Consider the following 18694-nt stretch of genomic DNA (forward strand, 5'->3'; position numbering starts at 1 on the left):
TATTCCGTTGAGAGTCCTCTTGATTTGTTGCGTTAAGTTATTGAATAGAGTTGGTTTTCTACGTATTTTTGGTAACGTGTTTGTATATGGTTTGTTGCGTGGTTTAAGCACCTAATTTAGCAAATAAAAACCGAATAGAAAATCCGCGAGGATTTTCGTAAGTAGGCTAGAACTAGCAATAAATTATATACGGTGTTAGCAAACGTTTTTTTATTCCGTTTCAATTCTCATTCTATTAAACTTGTCGTAATAATCTATATTAAGTTCTTCGAGTTCTTCATAAGTTACTACTTCAATTCCATTAAACATTCGATTCAAGTCTCCACTAAATTTGTCACGCATTTCAAGTTTTTCTTCTTTTCTGCCAGCAAGTAATATATGACTAAAATTAGAAGTTCCGTAACCTAATTTTGATTCTAATTCGGGTTGATTGTCTTGATTTTCAGAATATTCCTTATACCTCCAGACTTGTTCTAAATGCGATAAATAGTTACTGCTCAATTGAGGTCTTTTGGTTTTCTTTTTTACATAGAAAGTAACATCTTCTTTTTTTACCTCGAAAAAAGTAGTTTTAAGAAATTCCGGAAACTCTGTTTTTAAAATGTAATCACATTCTTCATTTGTCTTTCCGTTCAAGTCGTAAAGATTCTTTTCGTATTCTAAATCAATAAAAGCTTCTCTTAAAAGAATCATTTTATTTTTATTGAAAAAATCGTGTAAAATGGTTCTCTCGTTATTTTTCCTGTCGTATTTAATATGATTGTTATATGTTGAATTAAAATCTGTTATTGTTCTCTCTATTTCATCTCGACCAAGAATTAGCCAATCAAATATTAATGGTGTTGGTAGTTTTATGAATTCTTCAGAAACAACTTTTGTTTTTAGCAAAAACACAGTTTCAGAATTTTTAGCAATTGTATTTTTGTAGTGAGTTTTATAAAAATTTGATTCGTGAAAATTCAATGTATTTTTGTTTAAAATCTCTAAATTTTCTAAATCAGTTATTAATTTTTTTCTCCAATTCTTTATAGTTTCCTCGAATTTTGAAACAAAGAAATCGTGTTGACCTAATGTGTTTTTCTTAATAACAGCTTGAAAACCTTCAATTTGAATATTTTCTCGTGTTTCGTTTTGAGAGTAAAGAATTAGCGGAATGGAATTTATTCTAAAATTACCATTAGAATAAGAAGTGTTAAGTCCGTTTTTAAATTGTTCCAAATTCGATGCTTGTAAACTGTCAACAAACATTTTAGAAGATTCGTTAGTGATTATTGCATCAATGTGAAGTTTTTTTTTCTCCAATTGGTTTACTATAAACGACTTTGTTGCTTGAAATGAGTCGAGAAATATCAGTTCATTTTCTTCATATCCGTAATTTCTGAAAATATTCTTGTAATTTTCGTGTTCGGATTTAAAATCATTTACTAATATTTTCATTTTTTGGTCAAATGTTTGCTAACGTGTTCGTGTTATGGCTAGTTGCGTTGGCGAGAACTAAGTTAGCAAAAAAGAAACTAACCATTAGGAAAATCCGATAGGATTTTCCGAGTACGCACAGACCAAGCAATTAGTTATACACGTTGTTGTAAAACGTTTTAGTCATAATAATTAATTTCTCTGGTCCAAACAAATAGCTTTTTTCCATTAACAGATTTGATTTGTTTAATCCAGTTATTTTGATTGTCAAAATAGTACTCAAAATCTACAATAACAGGTTTGTTGTTTTCTGTGTAGATTAATTTTTTAATATTTCCTTTCTTATTATAAAAATATTCTGATGAGCGATTATTGTCTGTGTATTTTACAAATGTTACAACTTCTGATGTCTTTCTTTTCTGATTATCATAAGAGTATTCGGTAAAACTATTAATTGTATCAGTAATGTATAATACTTTTTCTAATAAGTTATTTTTGTATATATTCTGAATTTTTCGAGATAGTTTTGAAGGAAGATTGTCATACGAACTGTAATCATAATGTTCAGTTTCTAAAAGATTGTCATTAGAATCGTAATAATATTTAACACTAACTTTATTTAGACCAATACTATCACTTTTAGATGAAGTGGTTCTTCCTTTTTTTATATACACATAAGGTTTATGAACTATTTCTGCAATCTTTCTTCCTTTTTTATCATACCTATATTTCCAACTTGAAAGCTCTCCATCTTCATCAAATCTTTTTATTTTGATTAAATTATAAATTGAATCATAAACATATGCTGTGTATGAATATAAATTAGGATCATATGATGCGTAATATATAGAAGAACTTATTTTGTTTTTATAATTATAAGTGAAATTTCGAGAAGTATAATCGTCTATTTCATAGATGTCTTTAATTTGAATTAAATTATCTTTTTTATCATATTTATATTTGTAAGTAGTTACAGTATCTCCATCTTTATAAAACCATATTTCATATGTAGGTTTTCCTTTTTCATTAAATTCTTTATAATAATTTGAATAATGAACAAAAGGTGTATTATACCACCAACTATGAAACCTGTCTCTTGTGAATTTAGAATTAGAAAACCCATGATGTCCATAATCACCTTCATTACTAAATAATTTCAAGTTCTGGTGATTTTTATCTAAAAATGAAAGCTGTTCTCTAACAGATTTTACTTTTCCATAAATTGTGTCTTTTTGTTGTGAAAAGGAATATGAAAAATAGAATAATAGAGAAATTATGATTGCACTTTTTTTAGTCATACGTTGATTGTTTTTCCATAAATCTATTTGTCATTTAGATTTTATGAAAGAGTAAATTAGTTAAGTAGTTTATTTGCTAAGTAAACAAGCGTTTTGGTTTAGTCAAATGTTTTACAACGTGTTTGTATATGGTTTGTTGCGTGGTTTAGCACGAAATTTAGCAAATAAAAACCGAATAGAAAATCCGCGAGGATTTTCGTAAGTAGGCTAAAACCAGCAATAAATTATATACGGTGTTGGCAGTAGTGTTTTTCCACTCACTTATCTCCGTTTACTTTCAAGGTTTTCAATTGCCTTGATTATTTTTTCCGCTTTTTGGTCGTCCGTGGCAACAGTCCAGATTTCATTTAGAATTTCTGTCTGTTCTATTTTCTCCAGCCGTTCAAAAATTTGCAAAACTTGTGCATCTTTAAAGCATTCCAAAATTTCAGAATTGTCATTCGTTCCAGTTTGATTTTCGAGATATAATGTCACGATTACAGTATCTCCACCATCTTTGTTTATTGCGTTTCTAATTTCCGAATTAACAGACATTTTTTTGTCCGAATTTTTTACTGGTCCTAAATTCTTATTCTTTATTTCATAACCATCTATTGTCCCAGACACTTTTAAATCGCCCCATTTTCCTTTGATATTTTTTGTGTTGGGGATTATCAATTGATAAGTCCAAGCTCCATTTCCTGGAATATATTGAAGGGTCAATTTTTCATTCTCAACAATGTAATTCATTTGTTTTTTAATCTTTCAATGGTCTTTAAATTTCGATTGTGTTCGTTTTGTTTACATTACTGCCAACGGTTTTGTGTATGGCTAGTTGCGTTGGCGAGTACTAAGTTAGCAAAAAGAAACGAACCAGTAGGAAAATCCGTAGGATTTTCCAAGTAGGCTATGACCAAGCAATTGGTTATACACGTTGTTGTACATAGTATATTAATCCGAAAGCATCTCATTTAATACGAATAAATCCTCTTCTCTTAGAAACACGTGACATTTATTAAAATGCTTTTTTAAAAATCTTAATGAGAAATCTTTTGAATCTACAATTTGACCATTTTTTATATCTAACAGACTATAATTTTCAAATGACACTCCAAATCCTGGCTCATAATCTAAAACTTCACCAATCGGTAACAATATTAAATCATCAATCCAATCCACCAAAAATTCATCACATTCAGGTGAAAATTTATCGAAAACACTAATCCAAGTTGTAGAAAATAAAACATCAGGTTTTTCTTCTCGAATTCTAATTTCAAGATCTACTAAATAGATTTGTTCATTTATTGCAACAAAAATGGCTCTGTATCCTCTCCATAAATTTGATGAAATAATTCCTTCTTTTGGTTTTTTTTCTGGGAATAATTCGAAATATTCTTCTAGATAATAGTTTTTCAGCTCGAAAACTTCTCCATTAAATATTAATATATCTTTTTCTTGAATCGTTGCTAAAGAACTGAGAGAAATAGAAAATATTATTACAGTTAAAAAGTTTCTCATATTATGTACAACGTGTTCGTGTTATGATTAGTTACGGAAAAGGACGCGAGTCATTTTCCGCTAGTTGCTAATTTAATTAATTTCAAGGATTTTCCGATAGGGAAATCAGCAGTAATTAATTATACACGCTGTTAGGCAATGGTTTTATATTCTTTTGTTTTTCGGATTTTGTCGATTTGAAAATAATGATATGATTTCAATACTTTTATCATTTATCCTATAATATAAATTGTTATGTTTTTCTACAACAGCTTTTCTAATATCACTTTTTTCTAATGAAGAAGGAAATAGTTCAGGTGATTTAGATATCAGTTCAATAGTGTGGTCAAGTTTAGTTGCAAAAATTCGTAACTCTCTTTCTGTCCAATTCTTTTCTAAAAATTCAATCGTCTTTTCTAATTCAGATAGAGCGTGTTCAGTCCAAACAATTTTAAAGCCATTTTTCATAAGCTTTTCTTGCAGTAGAGTGAGAAATTAATTTTCCGTTGTTTGCGTCTTTGATTCCTTTTTCAATAGACTCTTTTTCATTTTTAGAAATTTCTGACCACCAATCAGCCTTTTCTTTATCTCTTAATTTCATCAGTTTGTCAATCAGAGATTTATCGTTTAGAGTTGATAACCATTGTATCAATTCAATTTTCTTATTTTGAAGATTTATATCCATAATATCAAATTTACAAATTTCATCCAATATCTCAATCTTTAAGAAATGTTTTTTACTGTTGCCTAACGTGTTTGTGTTATGGCTAGTTGCGTTGGCTAGGACTAAGTTAGCAAAAAAGAAACTAACCATTAGGAAAATCCGTAGGATTTTCCGAGTACATACAGACCGAGCAATTAGTTATACACGGTGTTGGCAACTGGCTTTTATTCGGTCGGCATATCTCCTTCGCCTGATGGTACTATTACAAATCCATATTCAACATCATCAGGAACATTATATTTCTCCCAATATTCGCCTCCAATTCCAGCTAATTCACCTTTTTTATCATCGACCTCAAGTCCAGTATCTCCGAAATAGATTTTAGGTCCAATGTCAAACAAAAGGGAATCTGTATCAACAAATTCGAATATTTTCTCATCATTCGGTTTCAAGGTAAATTTATCTTTAATACTCACAGTTTTGTCAGTTTCATTCCTCAAAAAGATTTTATATGATGCTCCAGTCTTTTTATACTCTGCTGGGATAATAAATGTTTCATCTCCTTTTTCAATGATTTCATTTCCGTGTTTATCTTTGTATCTATTCTCGGTTTTACAGCCAAACAAAAATGATAAAATTCCCATAGTCAGTATTATTGTTTTAAATTTCATTTGTTGCTTTATAATTCAGTCCAAATGATTTTATAATTTGGAAATTGGTTTTCAAATCTTTGTCTTAATTCAGTTAATTCATTTGTATCGATATCCTGATGCTCAATTTCAATTCCGATTAAGTGGTCACTTAAACACCAACCTTTGCAAATTAATTTCTGCCCACTTTTGGTTGAATTCAAAGTGATTTCTTGTCCGTGTTCAGTTCCGTAACTCATTAAGTTGACCTTGCTCAATATTTTCTGAATTTTGAGTTTAATCGACTTTTCATTTGGTAAATCAATATTTTCAGGATTTATCTCCTCCGTTTTCAGAAACCTAAAATTCGAGTTTTTAACTGCACTAATAACTTCTGTAGGATATTCTTTCGACCAACTATAATTTCTGTCGTAAGTCATAAATTTATAAAACAAAAGAAATCCTAATATCAATAGGATTGGTAAAATGATTAATTTATTTCTTCTTGTTTTATTCAAAAGAGTGAGTTTTTCAGCTTGTTGCCAACGGTTTAGGCTATGAGTAGTTGCGTGGATTAGCACCAAACTTTGCAAGTACACACCAAACTGAAAATCCGCGAGGATTTTCAGAAGTAGGCGAGAACAAGCAATTACTTATAGCCATTGTTGTAGCCAGTTATTTCTTAATAAATTTAGTCAAAACTTCTGCAAATGTTGTGGGCGTTTCGCACTTCAATCCGTGGTCACAATTTTCTATAGTTACTTCAATATTTTTTTGGTCAAGTTTTTTTAATTTTCGGTAGAACGGTAATAAGTGTGTCTCAATTGGGCAAACACTATCATCAATACCAGTAAAAAGGTATAATTGTTTATCTTTAAATTTATCAGCCTGTGCGACAAAATCATATTTATAATTATTGTCTGTCAAATCGTTGATAAAAATTTCCTTATTTTGTTTTATAATTCCATTAGGTAAAAATAGGGCATCGGTTGCATCGTCAAGAAATTTTCGAATTTCAGAATTAGGATTCATAAATTCTCTACCAAAATAACTGTGGTCACATAGTGAAACTCCAATTATTTTATTTATTCGGTCATCGTACATTGCACCAACCAATGCAGTAGATGAACCAAAACTATTACCGCCAACGTATATTTGTGTAGTATCAATTTTGTATTTAATCCGCATTTTTTCGGAAGTCAATAAATCCATTGCGTTAGACAAGTCATTTAATGCATTTCCAAGGCTAAACTCGCCTTCGTTTCCCCAAAGACCTTGGTAATTAAATCTTAATACATTAATTCCATTTTTAGTTAGTTGAGTGGCAAATTCCGATGTTCCATTTTCCTTACTACCAGGATTTCCGTGAAGCCAGAGTAATGTTGGCTTGCTTTCTGTCCCAACTCCTTTGTAGAAATATGTGTTTAGTTTTTTCCCTTCGCTTATAAATTCTATTTCATCAGCTTGTCCATTAACAGCTAATGAAGTGAAAATTATAATAAATAATGTAATTAGATTTCTCATTATGTTGGTCTTTTTTAATTGGCTACAACGTGTTCGTGTTATGGCTAGTTGCGTTGGCAGGAACTAAGTTAGCAAAAAAGAAACTAACCAATAGGAAAATCCGTAGGATTTTCCGAGTAAACACAGACTAAGCAATTGGTTATACACGTTGTTGCCATTTCGTTGCTTTATTAGTTCCTCTGTTATTTTGTTAAACTATTTTTTTATATTTTCAGGGTTTGAGTAAATTCAGTCAAAGTTTTATTCCACAATATTTTCAATTCGGTTTGAGTTAGTAAATTCCGTTCAGTCAGTTTTCATAAACTTATTTAAGTTCCGATTATTTTTTATGTCTTTCTTCTGGTTTTCTTGTTAACACAAAATATAAAACATACAACCAGCTAAAAATTCCGTGTAAAAAAGCTAACAAAACAGATTTGTTTCTTTCCCACGAAACCACAACAGCTAAAACACTTCCTAATCCAATTCCACTACTTATTGCAGTATTTCTTATTCCATTGTTTCCGGAGTCTTGGCTAAAACATTCTAAAGAGAATATTAGCAAAAAAATCAATGTTATTTTTATTTTATTCATATAATATTTCGATTTTGAGTGCGTTTCGCCAATGAATGGCAACGGTTTTGTGTATGATTTCGTTGCGTGTTTAAGCACTAAAGTTAGCAAATAAATCACAGATAGAAAGTCCGCGAGGACTTTCGTAAGTAGGCTAGAACTAGCAATGAATTATACACGTTGTTCTACGCAGTTTTTTATTCCGATTCTACTTCTCCAAACAGTTTAATATCATTCCCAAATCCTTTGTTTTCTTCAGTCAGTTCTGTAACTCCAATAAACAAAGCGTTTATTTTCATTTCGTGAACGTGCTTATTTACAATTAGGCTCGAAACTTGAGCATCATCTTCGAATGCAACTCCAGTTAATCCGTCTAATATTGTTTTAGTTAAATTATCAATATCAACTTCTTTATAACGTCTTTCCAAAACTGAAAATGATAGTACAACCTCGACATCTGCTGGTTTTTTAATTATACCTTTTTCTTTAAAAGCTTCGGTTGCATATTGACTTACAAGTTCTTTCATTTCTTGAATAGAGTTTTTGTCCTCTTTTCTTTCATAAAAGTTTTTTAATTCTATTTCATTTCCGTCATCATCGATTTCATAAGCCTCTAAAGGTTTGAACTTATCTTGTTTTGTAGGAATGAGCTTTCCACCATAAAATCCAAATAGAATCTCAATTTTTGGGTTTTGACGAAAGGTTACAAATTTGCTTGCCATTTTATGAATTGTTTAAATAGTTTTCTGCATCTCTCAAATTCAATTCTGTTTCGTTAAAAGCAGAACTTCCATTTCTGTCAATATTGAAAATAGGTTCTTCCAAATTACCCAATGCAATCATTAATTGATAAACAGTATCATTATTTTTATTTTCGAGTTCTATTTTTAGCCACTTTTTAAAGTTCGGGATTAATTCAGTTTTATGAATTTTACTCAAAGTCCAATAAGCACTTATTCGTTCTTTTGAGTCCGAGTAAAGTCCGCTGTTAATTCCGTTAACAATTTGAGTTTCCAGTTCAATCGGTTTTAGATTGTTCAATCCAGATTCGGCAATTACTTTTTCTTCGTAATCGGTTTTTATATTTCCGTTAGCTTTTTCAAAAATGTAAGCTGAAGCCTCAAATTGGTCGTTTGTTAATTTCATTTTCTTTTAAGTACGATGTTTTCTCAAATTGCGTAGAACGGTCTTGTATATGAAAAGTAGCGGATTTTTTGCACTAACTTTTCGGTTAAACACAGACCTTAAATTTATAAAATCCATTTCGATTTAGCACTTAAACCGCTATTTTTTATATACGTTGTTACCCACTGGCTTTATTCCGTTCAGCTTGGTTTGCAGCGTTGGCAAAGACATACTCTTTTGTAATTTTTGGCTTGTGTGTCGGCTGATGCGAATTGCAAATGTGTATGGCTTTTAGCGTTGGCTTTTTAACAACAACTTTTATTTTCTTGAATTGGTGGACAAGCTACTGTTCCATAAGAACAATAAACACAACAATCTCCCTCTTTAGGTTTCAAAACCGTTTTGCAATTCTCACATTCGTAAAAGAATTGACAGGATTCTGTTGGCATTTCTTCTACTTTTTTATGTCCACAATTTGGACAAGTAATTTCTGATTTTAATTGAACTTCCATTAATTTTCTTTTTTGTCGGTTACTTTATAACCTGTTGAGTTAATTGCTTTCTCGATTTCCGTTTCGTTGGTTTTGGTTTTGTCAAACTCAATGATTGCATTTCCATTTTCGTAAGACGCTTTTGAATTTACAATTCCATTGAGTTTATTTACTTCGTGATTGACGTGTTCTTCGCAACTGGCACAAGTCATTCCGCTGATTTTAAATTCCGTTGTTTTAATGTCCGATTTGTCAACTACGATAACTTGCTTTTCTGTATTTGGGTAAAAAATTCCTGAATAGTATGGGAAAGCCAACATTACAATTGCAAATACAGTTACAATTCCTAAAAATTTCTTTGATTGTATAAATTTTGGTTTTTCGTCCGTCTCACAATCACAGTCTATTTCTTTTTGAGGTTTAAGTTTTTGATACCAAGCAAAGCCAAGAACTAAAATTGTCAGTCCAATTAAATAAGGTCTAAAAGGTTCAATCCAAGAAAATGTTGAAGCAATTCCGCTTGTTCCTGCGATTAGAGCCAAAAAAGGTGTAATACAACATAATGAAGCTGTAATTGCAGTTAACAAACCTGCACCAATTAATTTGTTTTCGCTTTTCATATCGTTTCTAAAATTTTGTTTTTATCTAGTATCTCAAAGAATGGATTTAGCATTTTTTCGTATTTAGCCGTGAGTGAGTAAAAAATCGTTTGAGCATCTCTTTCTGTTTCTAATAAATTTCGGTCTTTCATTTTTCTCAAATGTTGAGAAATAGCAGAAATGTTCATCCCGAGGATATCGCTCAAATCACATACGCAAAGTCTTTTTTCTTCAAAGAGTAGGTAAAGTATTTTCAGTCGAACGCTATTTCCGACTAATGAAAGTCCATTTGCCAAATAGTCGAACGATTCGTTTAATTCAGAAACTGTGTCTTTGCATCGATTTATTTGTTCAATATCGGCTTGTTGTCTTATGCAAGAATTATTTTCCATAAAACAAAGTTACTGTTATTTCTTATTTAAGCAAATACTTAAATACAATATTCTCAAGCGTTGGAAAATTTTAGCTCTTTTGGTTTTTAGAGCGTTGGATTTGTGTGTCGGCAAAAACCGAAAGTGCTAAAATATGCGGTTGGTTTTCAGCTTGTGGGTAACGTGTTGTGTATGATTTCGTGCGATAGAAAATTATAAAATTTTCCGTTGCATCGAAATTATAGATTAAATATAAGAATTAAAAATTGAAGCAATTTTTAAGCATGAATTATACGCGCTGTTAGCCACTTTAGGGCAACACGAACCATTGGATGTAATAAAGAAAACTGATTATCACATGCAACCGAATCCAAAATGCTTTGCTGAATTTGGCAGATACACCCAAGAACCCGTTACGATCATAAAAAAGTACAGGTCACACTCAAGCATTTAGGTTGCAACATTGTTTTAAAGACAGACACCTTTTTTGTAAAAGAACGATTCATAACGCAACACTAAAATTTGGCAAACATGTATAAGATTCCGAAAAGTTTGAAAAATACACGAACCACAAAGCGTTTGGTTCTTCAAAAAAGGATAGAAGGGAAGCTGTTCAAATAAAATCAGAAACATTTGTGCTAGAAACTTCTATTGATAAAATACCGAAATTTTGTTCGTGCACTATTGTTGCTAACGGATTTGTGTATGATTTGTGCGATTGAGAATCCGCAGGATTTTCCATCGTTGCAAATCATAAAGTTAAAGATATAAATTTTTCAATGAAGTTATGATGTAAGCATAAATTATACACGTTGTTGGCGTTAGTTTTTTTTATTCCGTTAATATTTTATTCAATTTTGGAAATTCATTTTCTATTTTTCTATCAGGTTCATAACCATATTCCAATCCTGCGTTTAATAATCCTTTTAGAGAGTTTTTCCGTTCAGATTCTAATTCCGTTGCGATTTTTATAAATTCTGATTCTCCCATTTTATAAACTATTTCTGAGGTAATTATTCCTAAATCATAACAACCAGCTCCACCACCACACCAAAATTCGGTCAATTCCGATAATGCGTTTGAGTTTTTATTCAGCGTTTGAGTAATTAATTCCGACAATTTTTTATTCTGTTTGAGTGATTGCCCAATGTATAAATCTTGCCCAATTTCAATTCCGTCAACAACTTTTTCTTTACAACTTAAAAGTGTAAAAATCAGCAAGAAATATATTGTTAAGTTCTTCATTCTCAAATTAACGCCAACGTGTTCGTGTTATGGCTAGTTGCGTTGGTTGGAACTAAGTTAGCAAAAAGAAACGAACCATTAGGAAAATCCGCTAGGATTTTCCGAGTACACGCTGACTAGCAATTAGTTATACACGTTGTTAGCTATAGTGTTCTCTACATACACTATCTGCCAGTTTTATCATTCTAGGTATTCTAAATTCTCCTTCCAGTTTTTTAATTTTTTCACAAGCTGTTTCGAGTTCTATTCCTATAGATGATATAAATAAAGGATTTTTGGATTCACCTCTTAAAACAGGTTTAATTAATTCAGTTTGTTTATTAAAACTTGATTTAGATACACCTATAATAGGTATACTTTTATTTATTGCATCAAACAAATATTTTCCTAAACCTTTTTGCTTATAACCAAGCCATACATTTGCATCTATATAAATTAAATTAATATTTTCATTTATTTCTGCTAGAGCTTTGAGCAAACAAGGAAGTTCTCGTTTGTAAAATTGTCCAGATACATATGGCTCGATGGTATTACATTTAACTTGTCCAATTTTATATGGTTTAGAACTTAATTCATTTTCAAATATAACGTATCCTACAACTGCAAAATCGTTATAATAATGAACATCAAATGCGACTTGATAAGAGACCAATGTGTCCATCACTATTTAAAACTTTTAATAAATTCTCTGTCCATTTCAAATACCAATCGTAATAGCTATCATTAAGTTTATCTAATCCATAATCGCTATTATGCCAAATTTCACCTTTATATTCTCCATTTACAATTATTACTGATTCAATACCACAACCATATTCAGCAATTACTATGTGTTCACTATATAGTGGTTTATACTCTTCATAGTCTTCTTCATCCTCTCCAGCTTCAATTTCCCATTTGTCAATGTTTAGAAATATTTGACGGTTAACACCATAAACAGGACTTGCTCCAAAACCTAATTCTATAATAAATTCTCTAAACTCAGTTGGAAGATTAATTTTATTATTCTTTTCGAAAAGTGAAATATCCAATTCTGAAAATTTATGAAGCTCATATTTCCAATTAGATGAACCAAATGCCTCAAAGTTTGGGTCAAGACCTTTTATTTTTTTAAGATTATCTTGTATAATAATATATCTTTCTTTCATGGCATTATAGCTAACGTGTTCGTGTTATGGCTAGTTGCGTTGGCTAGAACTAAGTTAGCAAAAAAGAAACTAACCATTAGGAAAATCCGCAGGATTTTCCGAGTACGCACAGACCAAGCAATTAGTTATACACGGTGTTGTAAAACGTTTTTTAATAGTTATCCATATCAATCGAATCTAAATCCTCTTTTGGAAATCCATATTCTTTGATTAAAGTATCTTCTTTAAATGTTAGATTTTTGGGATTTATGATTTCAAATAACATTTCATCTATTTTCTCCACTGTTTTATATAAGTCATTATTCAATTCAGCTGTGATTGAAATCGCTGACCTAAATCCTAAACCGCTTGCTTCTAAAACTCCGCTATTATGTCCAAGGACTTTCTCAATTTCCATTCTATACTTCATTAAATGATGATAGAATGAATAAATATCTCTTGACTTATTAAAAGAATCCGATTCAAATGATTTTTCTTTTTCAATCAATTCTTGAATTCTTGGATATTCTGTAGTTTCTCTTTTATGGATAAAGTCTCCACGTAAAAAAGGTTCAATTTCATTCTTTGTTAATTCGCTTTCCTTAACTTTTTTCTTTCCACTTAATATTGTCCAAAGATTATTTTTTTGTTTTTCTGTTCGAGTTAATTCAAATGCTTTCAATAATGCATTTAATCTCCTAAAACGTATTAATCTTGGTTGGTTCCATTTCAGAGAACTTTCATTCCATTCATTCGAATTAGGAACCATTCCTTTAAATTCAAACGTTTTATATAGTAAATCTTTGGTTGTCCAGGTTTTCATTCAAATGTTTTACAACGTGTTGTGTATGATTTGTGCGATTGAGAATCCGCAGGATTTTCCATCGTTGCAAATCATAAAGTTAAAGATATAAATTTTTCAATGAAGTTAGAAGGTAAGCATAAATTATACACGTTGTTACCACACGTTTTTATAATTTTTCCATTTCTCCAAATCCATATGTTCTATCAGACAGGTTTAAATAATAGACATAATTTCCATTTTCAAGCACGTCAATTATTTTGACATCTATTTTTTGTCCAATTAAATATTCATATTCTGGTTTAGAAACTTTTAAGTAAGTCAGAACGTAATTACAAGGTGAAATCCATTCAATTTTGTAAACTGATTTAGAGTCTTTTGTTTTCTCAATTTGCTTCCGCTTCCGCCTTTTAATTTTTACGTCTCGATATTCAGGATTTATATATCGGTATTTTCCTTTTCCAAATTCCGCAACACAATTAGAATCCGTTTCAGTCATAGACTCATATTTTGAATTCACAATAGTAAATGGATAGTCAAAACATTGGTTACTAAACTTACTTCCTGGTAAAAAGTCAATTCCTTTCCGATATTCAATAATCTGTTGGATTATGTCTTTGTTTTTATAAGTCGTTCTTTCTGGAATTTCAGTTACAGAGATTGTTTCTCCATTTTCTCCAATGCAAATTTTCACATAAAGATATTCAACAACTTCGACGTCATCGACGAAAAAGTATTGCTGAATTTGAGAAAAAGTCAGAGAGGATTGTAAAATCAAAATCAGAAATATTGTTTTTCGCATAGTTATGGTCAAATGTGTGGTAACGGTTTTGTGTATGGCTCGTTGCGGAAAATCAGCTATGATTTTCCGCCGTAACCGAAAGATAGCAAAATTGCGTTGAATTCCGATTAGGAATTCAGCCGCAATGAGCTATACACGTTGTTGTAGCACGTTATTATTTCCTTAATAATTTTTTACGAATTCATAAATTGGGTCAATCCCGTTTTTATAATCATTAAATGTCCTTACTATTTCTATATCAGGTTTTATAGTATTTTCTGTTCCCTTATATAAACTATGATATTTTGTCGAATAGCTTACTTTAATATTTGAATATGGTAGATAAAAAGATTTAATATTACCATAATGGTTTGGCATTCCAGAAGTTTCTTCTCCAATAATAGTTGCATTTGTAAAATCTTTAAATGCAAGTGTGTTAAGTACAGCGGAAGAATATGTTTTTTCTCCGACAACAACAAATAACTTCTCTTTATGATTAAGTTTTTTATTTGCTCGAAGTTGACGGATAAAATTCATAATAATAGAGGAATTACCACCACTATTAAACCTCATATCAAAAATTAGTTTATCGATTTTTCTAGTTTTTATTGTGTTCAATATCTTTTTCTCAAACTTGTCAAATGAAGGATATTTTTCTGCTTCTAATTTATTACCAGTTGCTAAAAGAGATTCCTTACTGATACATTTATTATATTGGATATAGTATATTTTATCTTCTTCATAATATCTTTCCTTATAAATATTTCCTTTCCCTTCCATATAGTACGGCTTTACTCCGTCAATTTCTGAAGTTATTTTATTTTTTTTGTTGTATTTTACTGTATTCACATTTTTAAATAAAAGTTGGTTGGAATCGTTTTCAAAACCAATTCTGTAAACAGAATCTGATGGTTTTGAAAAACCAAAATAGTCTAGATATTTTTTTTTATTTAAAAATCTAATAGCTTGTTTCTTTATTGTAGCCTCATTATCATTAGGAAATGTAGTTTTTAAACTGTCAATAACTGTTTTTATATGATATTCATTTATTGAAATTACTTTTTTGTTTAGTATTTCGGAATTATCTTTTGAAGTACTTAATATGTAAATATCTTCTCCAAACCAAGCATAGCCAATAGGAATGATTTTCTCTGTTTTTGAAAATTTAGAAGTATTTATTGATGTGTGAGAATCTCCAATTTTAGCAAGTAATTGATTTAATTTAACCGTGGTTTCAAAATCAGAATCAGAATCTAATTTTGAAATTATTTTTTCAATTCCTGTTTCAAATTCCTCTTTAGTGAGTTTAAAAAAAAGGTTTATATGTTTTTTTTGCAATTCAGATTTTAAAAAATTAAGGTCTGTAATCCAATCTTCGGTTTCTATCCCTTGGCAGAATACTAAATTGCTGAATAATGTTATTAATATGATAAAAATTTTCTTCATATTTTGCTTGACTTGAGTTTGGGTTTAATGTGCTACAACGTGTTTGTGTTATGGCTAGTTGCGTTGGCAGGAACTAAGTTAGAAAAAAAGAACCGAACCAGTAGGAAAATCCGATAGGATTTTCCGAGTACGCACAGAACGAGCAATTAGTTATACACGTTGTTGCCAACTGTGCTTTATTATTTTAGATTCCTTGAGATATATTTGTTCGATTAACTATTGCATAGCTTCTTTTATAATTTCTTCATCTAAATTGATTGGAAGTTCTTTCCAAGTTTTATTTAAAGCATATATACTGTCGGAAACTAGCGGAAGTGAAAATAGCATATTATTTTGTTCTAGATTATTAGGATTGTAAATAACGTAGCACTTATCACCAATATTTCTATGGACGCCAGATCTCATATTTCCATCATGATAAGTTCCATTATTTTTGAATTTATAATAATATAAACGACCTCCTTTCATTATATCAATATCAGTAACTTCTCCGACTGAGTATAATCCGTTATGAAATAATTCATTATTACTTTTAATTTTATTAAGAAGTAAAACAAGAGCTATAAGTAATATAATTACGACTGAGATAAATTCATAACTTTTATAAAAGTCTTTTTTTTTCATTTTATTAAATGAATCGATTAATTTTTGCATTCAGTTTGTTTTAATAAAGTAATATTCAGGTATTTTTTTTATTCAGCTCTTTCTTTACTTTTTTAAATTCTCTTTTTAGTTTGTAATTCTTTGATTCCGTAAACTTTCTCACGCATTGTTGGCAACGTGTTCGTGTGATGGCTAGTTGCGTTGGCTAGCACTAAGTTACTAAACTAACACGAACCAGAGGAAAATCCGTAGGATTTTCCGAGTACACAGAAACTAGCAATTGGTTATACACGTTGTTGCCCACAGTTATTTTTTCGCTAATCTTGTTTTTTTTAGTTCCTTTTTTGTTTTCTCTAAGAGGTAGTCAATTGTTTCATTACCATTTTCCAATTTCAAAATTTCTTTTTCTAACAATTTTAAGTAAAGATCATTAAATTCCTCTTTAATGTTCAATTTTGTCATTTTTACTCGTGCCTCTATTTGAAGATAAAAAAGAAGTTTTGTTATTTCTTCTGAGAGCTTAAAAAACAGGAATTTATATGTTTCATCTTCGTCTTTTTTTTCATCTAAATCATACCACTTTTCAAGTTGTTTTTTTATGTTTTTTCCATTCTTTGTTTTGCTAAATAGATCCTCAAAAGAGTTTATATCTTGAACATGAGCAAATTTATTTCGAATATTCATTAAGCAATTTAATTTGTCACGCATTGTATTGTCAATTCCTTTAAAATCCTGAATAATTTGAACTTTTTGATTGAAAGATAAAGCTGCTGAACTGAATCCAAATGATTTGGAATTTTCAAAATCAATGTTTAAAATTCCACCAATTGCTTCTGAAATCAATCTTTCAATTTGAATAGTATGTTCAATAACATAAAGCCTTAAACTGTCAGTCTTTGAAAAAAAATTTATGTCAGATTTCATTTGGTATAATTTTATGTCCTCAATTTTTTAATTGTGGGCAACGTGTTTGTGTTATGGCTAGTTGCGTTGGCAGGAACTAAGTTAGAAAAAAAGAACCGAACCAGTAGGAAAATCCGATAGGATTTTCCGAGTACGCACAGAACGAGCAATTAGTTATACACGTTGTTGCCAACTGTGCTTTATTATTTTAGATTCCTTGAGATATATTTGTTCGATTAACTATTGCATAGCTTCTTTTATAATTTCTTCATCTAAATTGATTGGAAGTTCTTTCCAAGTTTTATTTAAAGCATATATACTGTCGGAAACTAGCGGAAGTGAAAATAGCATATTATTTTGTTCTAGATTATTAGGATTGTAAATAACGTAGCACTTATCACCAATATTTCTATGGACGCCAGATCTCATATTTCCATCATGATAAGTTCCATTATTTTTGAATTTATAATAATATAAACGACCTCCTTTCATTATATCAATATCAGTAACTTCTCCGACTGAGTATAATCCGTTATGAAATAATTCATTATTACTTTTAATTTTATTAAGAAGTAAAACAAGAGCTATAAGTAATATAATTACGACTGAGATAAATTCATAACTTTTATAAAAGTCTTTTTTTTTCATTTTATTAAATGAATCGATTAATTTTTGCATTCAGTTTGTTTTAATAAAGTAATATTCAGGTATTTTTTTTATTCAGCTCTTTCTTTACTTTTTTAAATTCTCTTTTTAGTTTGTAATTCTTTGATTCCGTAAACTTTCTCACGCATTGTTGGCAACGTTCTCGTGTATGAGCAGTAAAGGTTTTTATTTACTGTTTTTTGAGTTTGCGTTGTGTTTGTTGTTTGCGGTAAATTTCAGGTTTTACCACTTAACCTTTATTGCTTATACACATTGTTGTGTGTAGTGTTTTTATTTCCGTTCTATCTGCTTTTAATTCCGATTATATTTTCTAAATTTAGTCAAAATTTTATTTTATGTCTAAACATCTATTTATAAAAAACTCAACTACAGGTGAATATTATAATATCAGTAGTATTCTCAAAATTGAAAAATCAAGTTCAGGTATATATGATTTACATTTTACTGACGGTAGTCAAATAAGAGTTTCAGCTTATATAGGTGAAACTAATATTGAAGATATTATTGATTTTGTAGATTTAGGTTGACATTTTGTAATCTACTTTCCACTAATGTGTTTACAGAGTTTAAAATAGTTTTTATTTCTCTGTAGTTAAGTCCGTTTAAAACTTCGTTTATTTTATCAATCGCTGTTTTTATATTTTCTTTTAATTCTTTGAGTTCAATCCGTTCTTTCGTCTGTTGAATTACATCAAGATAGTTAGTCCTCGTCCTTTCTCTCATCTTAATCAGTTTATTGTTTGTTTCTGATTGAGGTTTTTCTTTGATTAACTCTATTGATTTTTCTGTTATTTCTAATAGTGTTTCATAGACAGGAAGTTTTTCTTTGTCGTTTAAAATTCCGTCCATTATATCATCTTCAATAATGCTCATTAGTTGCATTTTTTACATTACACACAACGTGTTCGTGTTATGGCTAGTTGCGTTGGCAGGAACTAAGTTAGTAAAAAGAAACGAGCCATTAGGAAAATCCGC

General features: G+C 30.1%; 26 protein-coding genes. 1 reads left to right on the plus strand and 25 read right to left on the minus strand.

Translation table 11 applies throughout. The features are described from left to right. Positions 1-210: 210 nt before the first annotated feature. From ACRHNM_RS15850 to ACRHNM_RS15965, 24 genes are all read right to left on the minus strand, one after another. Positions 211-1437 carry a Shedu anti-phage system protein SduA domain-containing protein gene (locus ACRHNM_RS15850; RefSeq protein WP_431137619.1) on the minus strand — a complete coding sequence of 409 codons (1227 nt, stop codon included), beginning with the start codon at positions 1435-1437 and terminating at the stop codon, positions 211-213. A gap of 158 nt (positions 1438-1595) precedes the next feature. Further along, positions 1596-2714: a hypothetical protein gene (locus ACRHNM_RS15855; RefSeq protein ID WP_431137620.1), complete on the minus strand. Its 1119-nt coding sequence runs from the start codon at positions 2712-2714 to the stop codon at positions 1596-1598. A gap of 261 nt (positions 2715-2975) precedes the next feature. Beyond that, entirely contained in the window at positions 2976-3443 is a 468-nt protein-coding gene (locus ACRHNM_RS15860) for a DUF1905 domain-containing protein (protein WP_185783021.1), read from the minus strand. 201 nt (positions 3444-3644) lie between these two features. Continuing rightward, positions 3645-4211, minus strand: coding sequence for a hypothetical protein (locus ACRHNM_RS15865; protein WP_431137621.1), 567 nt, complete (start codon positions 4209-4211; stop codon positions 3645-3647). 144 nt (positions 4212-4355) lie between these two features. Beyond that, positions 4356-4658, minus strand: a complete 303-nt coding sequence (locus tag ACRHNM_RS15870) for a type II toxin-antitoxin system RelE/ParE family toxin (protein ID WP_431137622.1) — start codon at positions 4656-4658, stop codon at positions 4356-4358. Then, the gene (locus ACRHNM_RS15875; RefSeq protein WP_431137623.1) at positions 4642-4875 is read right to left on the minus strand and encodes a hypothetical protein; all 234 of its coding nucleotides are present in this window, start codon (positions 4873-4875) and stop codon (positions 4642-4644) included. Before ACRHNM_RS15875 ends, ACRHNM_RS15870 begins: the two co-directional genes overlap by 17 nt. A 203-nt stretch (positions 4876-5078) precedes the next feature. Further along, positions 5079-5525 carry a hypothetical protein gene (locus ACRHNM_RS15880; protein ID WP_431137625.1) on the minus strand — a complete coding sequence of 149 codons (447 nt, stop codon included), beginning with the start codon at positions 5523-5525 and terminating at the stop codon, positions 5079-5081. 8 nt (positions 5526-5533) lie between these two features. Beyond that, positions 5534-6001 carry a hypothetical protein gene (locus tag ACRHNM_RS15885; protein ID WP_431137626.1) on the minus strand — a complete coding sequence of 156 codons (468 nt, stop codon included), beginning with the start codon at positions 5999-6001 and terminating at the stop codon, positions 5534-5536. A gap of 157 nt (positions 6002-6158) precedes the next feature. Then, the gene (locus ACRHNM_RS15890; protein ID WP_431137627.1) at positions 6159-7007 is read right to left on the minus strand and encodes an alpha/beta hydrolase family protein; all 849 of its coding nucleotides are present in this window, start codon (positions 7005-7007) and stop codon (positions 6159-6161) included. Positions 7008-7326: 319 nt separating this feature from the next. After that, the gene (locus ACRHNM_RS15895) at positions 7327-7581 is read right to left on the minus strand and encodes a hypothetical protein (protein WP_431137628.1); all 255 of its coding nucleotides are present in this window, start codon (positions 7579-7581) and stop codon (positions 7327-7329) included. A 176-nt stretch (positions 7582-7757) separates the two neighbouring features. Then, positions 7758-8282, minus strand: a complete 525-nt coding sequence (locus ACRHNM_RS15900) for a RusA family crossover junction endodeoxyribonuclease (protein ID WP_431137629.1) — start codon at positions 8280-8282, stop codon at positions 7758-7760. Position 8283: 1 nt separating this feature from the next. After that, on the minus strand, positions 8284-8706 hold the full coding sequence (locus ACRHNM_RS15905) for a hypothetical protein (protein WP_431137630.1): 423 nt from the start codon (positions 8704-8706) through the stop codon (positions 8284-8286). Between the two features lie 284 nt (positions 8707-8990). Further along, positions 8991-9197, minus strand: coding sequence for a GDCCVxC domain-containing (seleno)protein (locus tag ACRHNM_RS15910; protein ID WP_431137631.1), 207 nt, complete (start codon positions 9195-9197; stop codon positions 8991-8993). Beyond that, positions 9197-9796 (minus strand): mercuric transport protein MerTP, encoded by a 600-nt coding sequence (gene merTP, locus ACRHNM_RS15915; RefSeq protein ID WP_431137632.1) that lies wholly within the window; start codon positions 9794-9796, stop codon positions 9197-9199. The genes ACRHNM_RS15910 and merTP overlap by 1 nt, the downstream gene beginning before the upstream one ends. Next, complete coding sequence (locus ACRHNM_RS15920) at positions 9793-10167, minus strand: ArsR/SmtB family transcription factor (protein ID WP_431137633.1); 375 nt, start codon at positions 10165-10167, stop codon at positions 9793-9795. Before ACRHNM_RS15920 ends, merTP begins: the two co-directional genes overlap by 4 nt. Before the next feature lie 810 nt (positions 10168-10977). Beyond that, entirely contained in the window at positions 10978-11391 is a 414-nt protein-coding gene (locus tag ACRHNM_RS15925) for a hypothetical protein (RefSeq protein WP_431137634.1), read from the minus strand. A gap of 139 nt (positions 11392-11530) precedes the next feature. Next, entirely contained in the window at positions 11531-12052 is a 522-nt protein-coding gene (locus tag ACRHNM_RS15930; protein WP_431137643.1) for an endonuclease V, read from the minus strand. Next, positions 12018-12539 (minus strand): hypothetical protein, encoded by a 522-nt coding sequence (locus ACRHNM_RS15935; RefSeq protein ID WP_431137635.1) that lies wholly within the window; start codon positions 12537-12539, stop codon positions 12018-12020. The genes ACRHNM_RS15930 and ACRHNM_RS15935 overlap by 35 nt, the downstream gene beginning before the upstream one ends. A gap of 151 nt (positions 12540-12690) precedes the next feature. Continuing rightward, on the minus strand, positions 12691-13341 hold the full coding sequence (locus tag ACRHNM_RS15940; RefSeq protein WP_431137636.1) for a hypothetical protein: 651 nt from the start codon (positions 13339-13341) through the stop codon (positions 12691-12693). Between the two features lie 148 nt (positions 13342-13489). Next, positions 13490-14122, minus strand: a complete 633-nt coding sequence (locus tag ACRHNM_RS15945; RefSeq protein WP_431137637.1) for a hypothetical protein — start codon at positions 14120-14122, stop codon at positions 13490-13492. Positions 14123-14284: 162 nt separating this feature from the next. Next, positions 14285-15547 carry a S41 family peptidase gene (locus ACRHNM_RS15950; RefSeq protein ID WP_431137638.1) on the minus strand — a complete coding sequence of 421 codons (1263 nt, stop codon included), beginning with the start codon at positions 15545-15547 and terminating at the stop codon, positions 14285-14287. 216 nt (positions 15548-15763) lie between these two features. Continuing rightward, entirely contained in the window at positions 15764-16201 is a 438-nt protein-coding gene (locus ACRHNM_RS15955) for a hypothetical protein (RefSeq protein WP_431137639.1), read from the minus strand. 255 nt (positions 16202-16456) lie between these two features. Next, positions 16457-17074: a hypothetical protein gene (locus tag ACRHNM_RS15960; RefSeq protein WP_431137640.1), complete on the minus strand. Its 618-nt coding sequence runs from the start codon at positions 17072-17074 to the stop codon at positions 16457-16459. 219 nt (positions 17075-17293) lie between these two features. Next, complete coding sequence (locus ACRHNM_RS15965; protein WP_431137639.1) at positions 17294-17731, minus strand: hypothetical protein; 438 nt, start codon at positions 17729-17731, stop codon at positions 17294-17296. A 323-nt stretch (positions 17732-18054) separates the two neighbouring features. On the opposite strand from ACRHNM_RS15965, the gene ACRHNM_RS15970 reads away from it, so the two are divergent. Then, positions 18055-18246: a hypothetical protein gene (locus ACRHNM_RS15970; RefSeq protein ID WP_431137641.1), complete on the plus strand. Its 192-nt coding sequence runs from the start codon at positions 18055-18057 to the stop codon at positions 18244-18246. On the opposite strand, the gene ACRHNM_RS15975 is transcribed toward ACRHNM_RS15970, so the two are convergent. After that, entirely contained in the window at positions 18221-18592 is a 372-nt protein-coding gene (locus tag ACRHNM_RS15975; RefSeq protein ID WP_431137642.1) for a hypothetical protein, read from the minus strand. The two genes, ACRHNM_RS15970 and ACRHNM_RS15975, sit on opposite strands and share 26 nt — an antisense overlap. Between the last annotated feature and the right edge of the window lie 102 nt (positions 18593-18694).

The organism is Psychroserpens mesophilus (assembly GCF_050617655.1).
In the GTDB taxonomy this organism is placed as follows: domain Bacteria; phylum Bacteroidota; class Bacteroidia; order Flavobacteriales; family Flavobacteriaceae; genus Psychroserpens; species Psychroserpens mesophilus_A.